The sequence below is a fragment of the Rhodococcus marinonascens NBRC 14363 genome (assembly GCF_001894885.1).
Classification (GTDB): domain Bacteria; phylum Actinomycetota; class Actinomycetes; order Mycobacteriales; family Mycobacteriaceae; genus Rhodococcus_F; species Rhodococcus_F marinonascens.
Map to the genome: position 1 here is coordinate 96,514 of NZ_BCXB01000002.1, position 12,336 is coordinate 108,849.

Below are 12,336 nucleotides of genomic sequence, written 5' to 3' on the forward strand. Positions count from 1 at the left end.
CCCCGAGAAACGTATAGCCGCCCTTACCTCCCCGCGGCTGAAGCCAGGGGCTTCTCGGGCGGCATTCGGTGATGGAGCAGCAGAGCGAAAGGGGCATCGGACCCGACTACCTGGTGGCCGGAAGATATCGTTTGCGATCCAAACTCGGCGGCGGCGGAATGGGTGCGGTCTGGCTCGCGCGGGACACCCTGCTGCACCGCGACGTCGCCGTCAAACAGGTCATCACGACGGCCGGACTCGCCCCCGACGAAGCACGACGCGTACGCGAGCGCACCATGAGAGAAGGGCGCAACGCCGCCAAACTCGCCCACAACCATTCCATCGCGATGTACGACGTGGCACTCGAAGCGGGGGAACCCTGGCTGGTCATGGAGTACCTGCCGTCCCGCAGCCTCGCTCAGGCGATGAACATCGCCGAGACACTGCCCCCACTCGAGGTCGCACAGATCGGTGCGCAAGTAGCCGACGCGCTCACGGCCGCGCACACCGCAGGAATCGTGCACCGTGACATCAAGCCGGGCAACATCCTCGTCGCCGACCGCGGCCGGGAACTCGGCACCGTCAAGATCAGCGACTTCGGCATCGCCCGCGCCAAGGGCGATTTTTCAGACGCCACGAACGGGGTCATCACCGGAACCCCCGCGTACTTCTCCCCCGAGGTCGCACGCGGACAGGACCCGACAGAAGCCAGCGACGTCTTCTCCCTCGGTTCCACGCTCTACACGGTTGTGGAAGGGCAACCACCGTTCGGTGTCGACTCCGATTCCGTCGCCCTCCTACACCGGGTCGCGAAGGCCGAGATCTACCGTCCGAGCAAGGCCGGCCCACTGACCGATACCCTGCTGCACCTGCTCGAACCCGACCCGGTTCGCCGTCCCACGATGGCCGAGGCCCGAGACGCTCTGGCCCGTGTGGCGATGGCCGGGGACGGTAATATCGCCCATCTCGTAGGCTCGCCCGTCTATTCCGCGGACGGCACGATTCCGTCATGGGCCCATCGCTCTACACTGTTGCCCGATTCACGTAGGCGCAACAAACTGGTGGGCTCCACCCAGGCCGGGTTGCCCGCGGTGCAGCAAAGCACCCCGTTGACGAGCGTGCCCCGTCCGCTGGGCCGATTGCAGTGGCCGCCGCGACCGGCCAAACCGGCTCCGGGCTCGCCTGTACCCAGCGTCCGCGATCAGGTGGTGGCGTGGGCGCCGATCGCCATGGGGGTCATGGTCGTGATCCTGATCCTGGCCGCACTCGTGGCTGTGATCGTCCTGTTGACCCAGCCCTGACGACGAAGTGGCCGGGTCAGTCGATCCGGCGGCGGTGCGCCCACCTCGTGAGCGCATTCCGGTTGGACTGCTGCGTCTTCCGAAGCACGTTGGACGCGTGGGTTTCGACCGTCTTCACCGAAATCACCAGTTCTTCGGCAATTTCCCGGTACGTATAGCCCCGGGCAAGTAGGCGCAGAACTTCCAACTCCCGCGGCGTCAATGAATCCAGCTCCGGATCCAGTTGCGGTTCAGGGACATTCGAACGTCCGGTGAACGAGTCCAGCACGAAACCCGCGAGCCGCGGACTGAACACGGCGTCACCACCGGCGACCCGGCGCACGCCGTCGGCCAGTTCGACGCCGGAGATCGACTTGGTCACGTATCCGCGGGCGCCCGCCCGAATCACCGCGATCACGTCTTCGGCGGCGTCGGACACACTCAGCGCCAGGCACACCGGGCCCGACTCGATACCCCTCAACACCGCAACGCCGCCACCATCGGGCATATGGACGTCGAGCAGCACGACATGCGGCGCGGTGGCGTTGATCCCAGACACCGCCTCCGCGACACCATTGGCCTCACCCACCACCTCCATGTCGGCTTCCCTTCCGAGTTCGGCGCGGACACCCGACCGGAAAACGGCATGATCATCGACGAGAAAGACACGGTACGGGGGTGTTTCAGGCAAAGTCACTGCGGCTGTTCCTCGGCGTGGGCGGCATGGTCAACCCACTCTAGGTGACGGACGCAGGGATCCAGGACATTCGGGGTCGACCCCGTAATGCGACATGGCCCTGTTGTCCGGAGATGCCGGGCAACAGGGCCATGTGATGGCGGTGAGTGCGGGGGTCAGCTCTGCTTGGCGGCGCGCTTCTCGTCGGCGCGGGCTTGCATTTCGGTGAGGTCGAGACGTTTGATCGGGCCGACGACGAAGACGTAGGAGACGACGGTCAGCATGGCGCACACCCCGACGTAGACGAGAGCGAGATCGAATGAGCCGTAACTGTCGACGATGTAGCCGATGACGATAGGCGTAGTGATGGCGGCGACGGAGCCGAAGGTGTTGAACACCCCACCACCGAGTCCGGCGATTTCCTTGGGTGAGGCGTCAGCCATGACTGCCCAGCCCAGGGCTCCGAGGCCCTTGCCGAAGAACGACACACACATCAGGGTGATGACCAACCAGGATGCATCCACATAATTGCAGCCGATGATGACGGCTGCCAGCAGCAACCCCGTGATGATCGGGGTCTTGCGGGCCTTGGTCTGGGACCAGCCGTGGCGCATGAGGGCATCGGAGATGACGCCACCGCTGATGCCACCGACGAATCCGCAGATAGCGGGAAGTACGGCGATGAAGCCGGCCTGAAGGATCGTCATACCGCGTTCCTGGACCAGGTAGACCGGGAACCAGGTCAGGAAGAACCAGGTGATGGTGGTGATGAAGAACTGACCGACGAACACCCCGAGCATCATCCGGTTCGTGAGCAACAGCTTCACGTAGCGCAGCTGATCGGATCCGACGTTCTTCTTCTCTCCGGGCTCGTCCATGTCGACGAGTGCACCGCCGGCCTGAATGTACTCGAATTCCGGCTTCTTCAGCCGCGGATGCCGGCGGGGGCTGTAGACGACCTTCATCCAGACCAGGCCGAGGGCGATACCGATACCGCCCACGACGGTGAAGACATGTTCCCAGCCCCACGCGGTGACGAGCCACCCCATGATCGGGGCAAATATCACGGTCGAGAAGTACTGCGCCGAATTGAAAATTGCTGCGGCGGTTCCGCGTTCCTTGGTCGGAAACCAGGCGGCGACGATCCGCGAATTACCCGGGAAGGCCGGGGCCTCGGACAAGCCGACCAGGAAGCGGAGCAAGAACAACAGGCCGACCGCTGTGCCCATACTGAAGCTTCCGAGGAACCCCTGCATGACGGTGAATGACGACCAGGTGACCAGAGCCCAGCCGTAGACCTTCTTGGAGCCGTAGCGGTCGAGGAGCCAGCCACCAGGTATCTGCCCGATCAGATACGACCAGCCGAAGGCAGAGAAGATGTAGCCGAGGGTGACCGAACTGATGCCGAACTCTTCCTGGATCGCATCGCCGGCGATGGAAATCGTTGCCCGGTCGGCATAGTTGATCACGGTGACCGCGAAGATCATCGCCAGGATCGTGAAGCGGACCTTGCCTGTATTCAGCGTCGAGGCGCTGGTCGATTTCTCGACCGGCCGGCTGATTGTCATGACGCGACTCCTTCGAAGGGCTGGCAATTACGTCGACGAATGGGCAGAGTCCCGAGTCACATTCGTGAGCGGATCAGAATCTACCTACGATGATGAATGCGCGTCCAAGCCGATTTTCATATCAGATGATCCAAAATAGGTATCAGTTGCGAACTGTTGCGCAATAACCCGACAGGGAGCGTTGATACCTTTTCCGTATTAGATAATCCATAAAGAGTGTTGGACCTGAATGATCCCGAGTTCGTACCCTTGCGATCAAGTGCACAGCACAAGTTGCGACCAAGTGCACAGCACAAGCAAGACCGTCGAACAGGAGACCGATTCACCATGCCCAACGCCTCGCCTCAGGAAGTCGCAAGCAAGCTGGGCTCCGGTCTGCTGTCGTTCCCTGTCACCCACCTGAGCGATGACGGCGCATTCGATGAGGCCGCCTACCGCGAGAACATCGCATGGCTTGGCCAGTACACCGCCGCCGGACTGTTCGCCGCCGGCGGCACCGGCGAATTCTTCTCGCTCACCCCCACCGAGGTCGAGCAAGTTGTCACCGCCGCGGTCCAGGAGGCACCCGACGGTCTGCCGGTGATAGCCCCGGCCGGTTACGGCACCGCGACCGCCGTGGAGATGGCCCGGTCTGCCGAACGCGTCGGCGCCCATGGCATCCTGCTTCTCCCGCCCTATCTGACCGAGGCCAGTCAGGAAGGGTTGGTCGCGCATGTCAAACAGGTCTGCGCCGCGACCGGACTCGGTGTCACCATCTACAGCCGCGCCAATGCCGTCTACACCGAAGCCGCCGTCGCCGAACTCGCCGACAGCTGCCCCAATTTCGTCGGATTCAAGGACGGGGTGGGCGACATCGAGCAGATGACGCGGATCTACGCGGGTATCGGCGACCGGCTGACCTACATCGGTGGGCTCCCGACCGCGGAGATGTTCGCCCTCCCGTACCTGGCGCTCGGGGTGACCACCTACTCGTCGGCGATCTACAACTTCGTCCCGCAGTTCGCCCTCGACTTCTACGCGGCACTGCGCCGCGGCGACACCGCGTTCGTGATCAACGCGCTCAACGAGTTCGTCATCCCGTACTGCAATCTCCGCAACCGCAAGCCTGGATACGCGGTAAGCATCATCAAGGCCGGCATGAAGGTCGTGGGCCGGCCCGCCGGGCCTGTGCGCAGCCCCCTGACTGACCTCGACGACATCGAGCGCGGCGAGCTGACCAACTTGATCAAGAGGGTGAGCTGATCATGACATCCACACACACCGTGGAGCTGACCGGAGCCAATCTGATCGGTTCCGTGGACGTGAAAGATTGCGGCACACCGTTCCAGGCGACCAACCCGGCTACAGGCGCGCAGCTCGAACCCGTCTACTCTCCGGCGGACGATGCCGCCGTGGACCGCGCGGCCTCACTGGCATGGGAGGCATTCGGCACGTACCGCCACGCCAGCTTCGAGGAGCGCGCTGCGTTCCTCGAAACGATCGCCGCCGAGATCGAGGAGATCGGGGCCGTGCTGATCGATCGAGTCAACGCCGAAACCGGTATCCCCGCCGCGCGCGTGCAGGGCGAACTTGCTCGCACCACGGGGCAGCTACGGATGTTCGCCTCAGTGGTGAGGGAAGGTAGCTGGACGGGGGCCCGCCTGGACACAGCGAATCCAGACCGTACCCCGCTGCCCAAACCAGACTTACGCCAGCGCCAGGTGCCACTCGGACCGGTTGCCGTGTTCTCGGCCAGCAACTTTCCGCTTGCGTTCTCGGTCGCCGGCGGCGACACAGCATCAGCCCTGGCAGCCGGTGCTCCGGTGATCGTCAAGGCGCACTCAGCACACCCGGGGACGTCGGAGTTGGTCGGCCGCGCCATCCGCACCGCAGTACAGAAGCACGACCTCCCCGAAGGCACTTTTTCCCTACTCTTCGGCTCCGGTCAGACCGTCGGCATCGCCCTGGTCACCGACCCGCGAGTCCGCGCAGTGGGGTTCACCGGTTCGCGGCAGGCGGGAGTTGCGCTGACCGCCGCCGCGGCGGCACGGCCTGTGCCGATACCGGTCTACGCGGAGATGTCGAGCATCAACCCGGTCTTCGTGCTGCCCGGAGCGCTCTCCGATCGCGCCGAACAACCAGGCCGCGATTTCATCGCCGCCGAACAACTGGGCCGCGATTTCATCGCGTCTATGACCACTGGGACTGGACAGCTCTGCACCAGCCCCGGCCTGGTGTTCCTTGTAGATGCCCCCGGCGCTGACGCCTTCATCCGTGCAGCCACCGACGCTGTCGCGGCGTCGGCGGCAGCCCCGATGCTCTACTCAGGCATCGCATCCTCGTTCGCCGACGGTGTCGCTCGCCTGGCGGCGAACGACAACATCGAGTCGGTGGCACGCGCTGACAATGGCGCGGCAATCGCGTGCTCCGGAGTGCCGCAGCTGTTCGTCACCACCGCCGACCAGTTCCTCGACGATCAACACCTGCAGGAGGAGGTCTTCGGCCCGGCCTCGGTGATCGTGCGCGTCAAGGAGGTCGGCCAAGTACCGGAACTGATCGACCGGCTCGAGGGCCAGCTCACCGCCACCGTGCACGCGACCGAATCCGATCACGAGGCAGCTCGCGAATTGGTCGACCGGCTCGAACTGATCGCCGGTCGAGTGCTCTTCAACGGCTGGCCCACCGGCGTAGAGGTCGGACACGCCATAGTGCACGGCGGACCGTTTCCCGCTACCTCGGCACCATCGACTACCTCGGTCGGGAGTCGCGCCGTCGAACGTTTCCTGCGCCCGGTCGCCTACCAGAACGTCCCCGAGGAACTACTCGCCCCGGAGTTGCGCACCGACAATCCACTCGGAATCTGGCGGCGCATCGACGGCACTCTGAAACTGAGCTGACCGAACACCCCGGCCTCACCCGGCAACGACGCCGCCCTGAAGGAGAACCAATGTCCACCAACACCTTTACACCCCGGCCGACCAGCTCCCTGGCCGCACCCGATGCCGCAATCAAGGCCCTCGCTGCCGGTGAAGCCACCATGGACCGTATCGCGTCGATCACACTGTCCTCGATCACCCTTCCGCTCGAGACCGCGATCAGTGATGCCAAGGTGCTCACCGGCCGTCAGAAGCCGATGACCGAGGTCGCATTCCTGTTCGCCGAGATCCGCACCGAGCAGGGGCATGAAGGTATCGGATTCAGCTACTCCAAGCGCGCCGGGGGGCCCGCCCAGTACGCCCACGCCCAGGAGGTCGCCCCCGTCCTGATCGGCGAAGACCCGAACGACATCGGCAAGATCTGGACCAAGCTCGTCTGGGCCGGCGCCTCCGTCGGCCGCAGTGGCGTAGCCACCCAGGCCATCGCTGCCATCGACATCGCCCTTTGGGATCTCAAGGCCAAACGTGCTGGCCTGCCGATCTCCAAACTACTTGGTTCACATCGTGATTCAGTACAAACCTACAACACCTCCGGAGGATTCCTACACACGCCGATCGAGCAGGTTCTAGACAACGCATCAGCGTCCCTGGCCAGCGGTATAGGCGGTATCAAGATCAAGGTTGGCCAGCCGGACTGGAAGAAGGACATCGCCAGAATCGAGAAAGTGCGCGAGCACCTCGGTGACGACGTTCCCCTGATGGTCGACGCAAACCAGCAATGGGACCGCCCTACTGCCATGCGGATGGGCCGGATCTTCGACAAGTTCAACCTCGTCTGGATCGAAGAGCCCCTCGACGCATACGACGCCGAAGGCCACGCGCACCTCGCGCGGAGTCTCGACACCTCTGTCGCGACGGGTGAGATGCTCGCCAGCGTCGGCGAACACGTCCGGTTGATCGAGGCCTGCGCGGTCGACATCATCCAGCCTGACGCCCCCCGCATCGGTGGCATCACCCAGTTCCTGAAACTGGCCACCCTGGCCGAGCAGAAGCAGCTACAGCTCGCCCCGCACTTCGCGATGGAGATTCATCTGCATCTCGCTGCGATCTACCCCACCGAGGCATGGGTCGAGCATTTCGACTGGCTCGACCCCCTGTTCAACGAACACCTCGAGATCCGCGACGGCCGCATGCACCTGTCCAGCCGGCCGGGACTCGGTTTCACCCTCAGCGACCAGGCCCGCGCCTGGACGATCGGCACCGCCGAATTCGGACGGTAGCCCGAGCCCCCTGGGCGGCGAACAACCATCCTGCGCCGTTCAGTGCCCCTACGTGGCGCCGTATTCCGCCACCGGAAACGGCACTTACTCATGACCGGCGGTGTCCGGCTCCTCGGAGGCTTTGGCTCCCGGTCGGAACCGCCCGCTGAGCGGCATGTGAATCCGAACCTCGGTTCCCTTCCCAGGCGTCGAGCGCACATCAACTTTTCCGCCGCGACGCTCGATGCGCGCACGGATCGACTTCGTGAGTCCCTGACGGTCCGGGGGCACCTCGTCGACGTCGAATCCGATACCGCGATCCCGAACGAATACACTCACCTGCTCGCGCTCGGCCTCGGCGAACAGATTTATCTCGGTCTCCCCGGAGTGCTTGGCCGCGTTGACCAAAGACTCCCTGGTCGCCCCGAGAATCGCCGTAAAGCTCTCCTTCGAAAGCCCTTCACCCGTTCCGTCGACGTCGAGACTCACGTCTCCCACAGTCACCGGTCGCACCGTCACACTGTGCTGATCTTCGACCTCGCCGGAGATGATCCGCAGCGCCTCCGCGAGACTCGAATGGTCGATGCCTCCCCCACTGAACAGCCATTTTCTCAGCTCCCGCTCCTGGCCACGCGCGAGTCGAGCGACCTCATGCGGATAATCGGAACGCTTCTGGATCAGGGCCAGAGTCTGCAGGACCGAGTCGTGCAGGTGCGAGGCGATCTCCTCGCGTTCGTCGTTGCGGATGCGGGCCGCCCGTTCGGCTCCCAGTGCACGCCACAGCCGTAGCCACAGAGGCACGGTCAACAGCCCGGCCCCGACCAGGGTGACCAACACGGCCAGCAACGACGAACGCAGCGCATCGAAGTCGACCTGCGCGAGGACCACCACACCGAGACCCGACACGATCAGGGTCACTCCGCCCAGGACCCTCGCCCAGGTGAGGACGGTGGGGCGCTGCGGCAACCCGATGACGGTGCGCGGCCCCTCCGAGTCGAACTCGCGCCAGACCAGCGCAGCACCGACCGCGACCACGATGACCGGAGCGATCACCGAACCCACCCGGCCACTGAACAACCACGACAACGCGGACGCCCCGGCCAGACCGATCGCGATCAGGCCGTATGCCCTCCGCCGGTCGGAAGCGCTGGGCTTCTGCGTGTCGGAACCTGCAGCCGTGAAGATCCACAACAACCCGTAGCCGAAGATCCCCGCGCCCGCGAACGCCGAGAGGCAGGCGAAGGCGATGCGCACCTTCATCACGTCGACCCCGACATGATCGGCAATACCACCGGCGACGCCGCCCACGATCCGACCACCGGCCCGCCGTTCGAGCCGTCGCACGGGAACAGCGCCGGGTGGCACCGGAACCGTCCCGGGGGCACCACCACCCGCGACTGCGTTCGACACAGGTTGCATGTCCTCGATACTGGCATGCTTCTCGGGTCGCGGGCATCAGGGTCCAACCCTGACTTCCGGACGTGTCGCAACCCACATCGCCCCGAAAGATCAGGGTAGTTCCCGATGTACGCGCACCCCCACAACCGGAAATATGGTCGTATGAACAATGGGAGCTTCCAAGAACAGATGCAGGATCTGTGGCGGACCCGACCGGTGCGGCTACCGGGCCGCGGACACGTCGCCGGTGTCTGTACGGGAATCGGGTACCGCTACCGAGTCGATCCCGTACTGATACGAGCCGCCTTCGTCGTGTCCACCGTCTTCGGCGGTGCCGGTGTACTCCTCTACCTGGCGTGTTGGCTCACTCTCACGAAGTCGGGAGACCCTGCCTCGCCCGCCGAATCGCTGATGGGGCGCGGTCACAGCTCCGACTCGGGCACCAAGACCATCGTCCTTCTCGTCGCACTGGCCATCGCCGCGAGCACCGTCGGACCCATCGGCGTCGGCCTCGGCGGTTCCGGAGTGATCAGCATGGCCCTGATGCTCGGCGGCCTGTGGCTGCTCTACCAGCGGCAACCAATACCTCCGCCGTTGCCCGCCGAAACCGGGGTCCCTGGCGTCGGCACCGGATATCCAGGCACCGGATATCCAAGGGCCGGCTTCTCACCCGGTCACTTCAGCGCCAACCAATTCAGTGCCAACCAATTCGGCCCAGGTGCCTACATGCCGAGCACCACCTCCACGCCGGATGCAAATTCGGCCGAGGCGCCCGCCAACTCTGCCACCGCCAAACCTGCGGCTGCCGAATCGAATCCGGTGTCGTTCGAGAAGAACCCGGCCACCAGCCCTCGTACCGAGCCGCCTTCGGTACCGTTCACACCAATCGAACCTCAACCACCGGCGTGGGATCCGCTCGGCGCGGCCCCATTCGCCTGGGATCTCCCGGAACCGGCGCAGGACACCATTCCCGCACCTCAACCAGAGCGTCGGCGCTCACGGCTGACCACGGTGGTAATCGGACTCGCAATTATCGCCGCAGCCGGGGCGACCGCGCTCTCGGTGCTGACCGGATCCGACTGGTTGAACCCAGGTCGGATAGGTGCAATCGCGCTCGCCGTCGTGGGCGTGGGGATGTTGATCGGCGGCTTCCTACGCAAGGGTTACGGCCTTCTCGTCGTAGCAGGCCCGCTAATAGGGTTCGTGGTCCTGGCGTCGCTCGTCGGGTCGGTGGACTTGGGCGGCGAGGACGTGGGCGACCGCACTTGGACTCCCGTGACTGCAGCCGGCATCGAGCCCGCCTACTTCGGTAAATTCGGCAGCTTCACGCTCGACCTGACCAATGTCACTCTCACCGAGGACAAGACGGTTGACGTCAGCGGAACATTCGGTGAGGTCGAAGTGATACTCCCGCCAGCCATGGACGTCGAGAATCACTGCACCGTCTTGTTCGGCGACTCGCAATGCCTCGCGGACGGCATCGACGGTGGGGCCGACGGCGCGGACGGTCATCTCCTGACCCTCAATGCCGATGTCAAGTTCGGAAGCGTGGAGGTACGTCGTGGATGACATCGAGAGCACTCAGGACAACGACCGCACCGGGACGCGGAGAGGGCCGTCCGTGATCATGCTCCTGTCGGGTCTGGCTGCCCTGTTCGTGAGCGGTTGGGCGCTCGCCGGTCGGTCCTTCGCAGTCGCGCTGGAGGACAACGTCGAGTTTCGATGGGTATTCGTGGTCGTGGCGGTCCTGGTGGGCGTAGTGCTCGTGTTCGCGCCGAGCCGGCGCAAGTAGCCGATCCGTCGGCTGCCTCCTCGAGGCCCGGCTCACTTCTTGCGATGTAGTAATCGTTCACCGGGTCGGATTCGATCTCCGCGACCCGCACGTTGGTCCGGTCGCGCCTGGCCCCGGTATCGCGCCGCAAGACTTCCTCGACTACGACGCCGACCATGCGCCACAACGTCTCGGCGCGATCGAATCCGCCCGGATCCTGCCCGTCGATGAGATCGACCTCGACTACGAGCTCGAGACGCTCGAGACGCTCGAGACGCTCGAGACGCTCGAGGACACGTTCGGTAAGGAGGACGAGGTTGCAATCGCGGAAGTCGCCGCCGATTCGGCTTCCGGTTGCCGGCGCTGACTGAACTAGGTAGGGCTCCTTGTCTGGGAGATGACCCGACATGTGCCGCACCTCCTCACTGACGATGCTCATCAGGAGTTGACCCCAGGAGAGGGTGCCCACCGGTGACGTACGACACGGTGTGTCACTTTTCTGTGCGCTGCCCCGTCCTTGTCCATGAAGTGATAGTCGGTTGCCCGCGCATTGTGGTGCCGGGCGCGTGAAAGGAGTCGAGGAACATGAGGCTTGCGGTTGTTGGCGGAACCGGGCTGGTGGGGTCGAAGGTCGTCGCGCGTGCGCGGCAGTCAGGTGTCGAGACTGTAGTCATCGCCCGCTCCACGGGGGTTGATCTGATGACCGGTGACGGTCTCGATGCCGCGCTAGTGGGATGTGATGCTGTCGTGGACGTATCGAATAAAACAGTGATGCGAGCACGCCCAGCTGTCCGGTACTTCTCGCAAGCGGCAGCGAATCTGGTGGCGGCCGCAGAACGTGCGGGCGTCGGTCATCTCGTCACCCTGTCGATCGTCGGGATCGACGCGATCAACTTCGGCTACTACCTCGGGAAGCGCGCACAGGAGCATCGTGTGCGCGCCAGTGCGGTTCCGTGGACAATCGTCCGTGCGACACACTTCTTCGAGTATCCCGAGCCGCTGCTTGCGTCGAAGTCGCGGGCGATTGCCATTCCACGGATTCTGTGCCAGCCGGTTGCCGCCGACGACGTTGCGAAGTTTCTGTTGCGGACTTCGCAGCAGGATCCTGCATGGGGAACCCTCGCGATTGCCGGGCCGCGGCAGGAGCAGGTGGTCGACATGGCACGCCGGATCGTCGCCGCACGCCATCTGCGTCGACTGGTGGTACCGGTCACGATGCCAGGGAAGGTTGGGAAAGCGATGGCTACGGGCGGCCTCATCCCACAAGGCGACTATCTGAGGACCACAACATCGTTCGACGACTACCTCGCCGCCCTCTGATCATGTCGCGGCGAACCGATCCGGCAGAACTACCAGCGGTGTGAACTTACTCGGGACGGTGCTGTGGTGGGTATCCCTGATGCTCATTGTCGGCGCGGCGCCGCCTCGGCCGCACTCGCGCTGACGGGTTCGCTGACCCTCGCGGTGACGATCGGCCTGATCAGCGTCGGTGGCGTCACCCTTGCAGCGCTGATCATCTGAGGGGATCACCCAAAACGGGTCGGGTACCT

The 12,336-nt window shown here is 64.4% G+C and carries 11 protein-coding genes; 8 read left to right on the top strand and 3 right to left on the bottom strand.

The window, feature by feature from the left end:
• The first annotated feature begins 71 nt into the window (after positions 1–71).
• Entirely contained in the window at positions 72–1,280 is a 1,209-nt protein-coding gene (locus tag RM2_RS02640) for a serine/threonine-protein kinase (RefSeq protein WP_072687294.1), read from the top strand.
• A 16-nt stretch (positions 1,281–1,296) separates the two neighbouring features.
• Here the strand turns inward: RM2_RS02640 and RM2_RS02645 are convergent, their stop codons facing one another.
• A complete protein-coding gene (locus RM2_RS02645; protein ID WP_072687295.1) occupies positions 1,297–1,956 on the bottom strand; it encodes a response regulator in 660 nt (219 codons plus the stop codon).
• Between the two features lie 155 nt (positions 1,957–2,111).
• Positions 2,112–3,503, bottom strand: coding sequence for an MFS transporter (locus RM2_RS02650; protein ID WP_072687296.1), 1,392 nt, complete (start codon positions 3,501–3,503; stop codon positions 2,112–2,114).
• A gap of 327 nt (positions 3,504–3,830) precedes the next feature.
• On the opposite strand from RM2_RS02650, the gene kdgD reads away from it, so the two are divergent.
• From kdgD to RM2_RS02665, 3 genes are read left to right on the top strand one after another with little or no spacing between them, the layout of a single operon-like run.
• Complete coding sequence (kdgD, locus tag RM2_RS02655) at positions 3,831–4,745, top strand: 5-dehydro-4-deoxyglucarate dehydratase (protein WP_072687297.1); 915 nt, start codon at positions 3,831–3,833, stop codon at positions 4,743–4,745.
• 2 nt (positions 4,746–4,747) lie between these two features.
• The gene (locus RM2_RS02660; RefSeq protein WP_072687298.1) at positions 4,748–6,379 is read left to right on the top strand and encodes an aldehyde dehydrogenase (NADP(+)); all 1,632 of its coding nucleotides are present in this window, start codon (positions 4,748–4,750) and stop codon (positions 6,377–6,379) included.
• A gap of 50 nt (positions 6,380–6,429) precedes the next feature.
• Positions 6,430–7,638: an L-talarate/galactarate dehydratase gene (locus RM2_RS02665; protein ID WP_072687299.1), complete on the top strand. Its 1,209-nt coding sequence runs from the start codon at positions 6,430–6,432 to the stop codon at positions 7,636–7,638.
• Between the two features lie 84 nt (positions 7,639–7,722).
• Here the strand turns inward: RM2_RS02665 and RM2_RS02670 are convergent, their stop codons facing one another.
• Positions 7,723–9,027, bottom strand: coding sequence for an ATP-binding protein (locus RM2_RS02670; protein WP_373863280.1), 1,305 nt, complete (start codon positions 9,025–9,027; stop codon positions 7,723–7,725).
• Between the two features lie 150 nt (positions 9,028–9,177).
• Here RM2_RS02670 and RM2_RS02675 point away from each other — a divergent pair, with 150 nt between their 5' ends.
• The 4 genes from RM2_RS02675 to RM2_RS25585 all read left to right on the top strand — a co-directional run bounded on the left by RM2_RS02675 (position 9,178) and on the right by RM2_RS25585 (position 12,307).
• The gene (locus RM2_RS02675) at positions 9,178–10,584 is read left to right on the top strand and encodes a PspC domain-containing protein (protein WP_072687301.1); all 1,407 of its coding nucleotides are present in this window, start codon (positions 9,178–9,180) and stop codon (positions 10,582–10,584) included.
• Positions 10,577–10,807 (top strand): hypothetical protein, encoded by a 231-nt coding sequence (locus RM2_RS02680; RefSeq protein WP_072687302.1) that lies wholly within the window; start codon positions 10,577–10,579, stop codon positions 10,805–10,807. The genes RM2_RS02675 and RM2_RS02680 overlap by 8 nt, the downstream gene beginning before the upstream one ends.
• Positions 10,808–11,371: 564 nt before the next feature.
• On the top strand, positions 11,372–12,106 hold the full coding sequence (locus RM2_RS02685) for an SDR family oxidoreductase (RefSeq protein ID WP_072687303.1): 735 nt from the start codon (positions 11,372–11,374) through the stop codon (positions 12,104–12,106).
• 66 nt (positions 12,107–12,172) lie between these two features.
• Positions 12,173–12,307 carry a hypothetical protein gene (locus RM2_RS25585; RefSeq protein ID WP_281250392.1) on the top strand — a complete coding sequence of 45 codons (135 nt, stop codon included), beginning with the start codon at positions 12,173–12,175 and terminating at the stop codon, positions 12,305–12,307.
• The last annotated feature ends 29 nt before the right edge of the window (positions 12,308–12,336 follow it).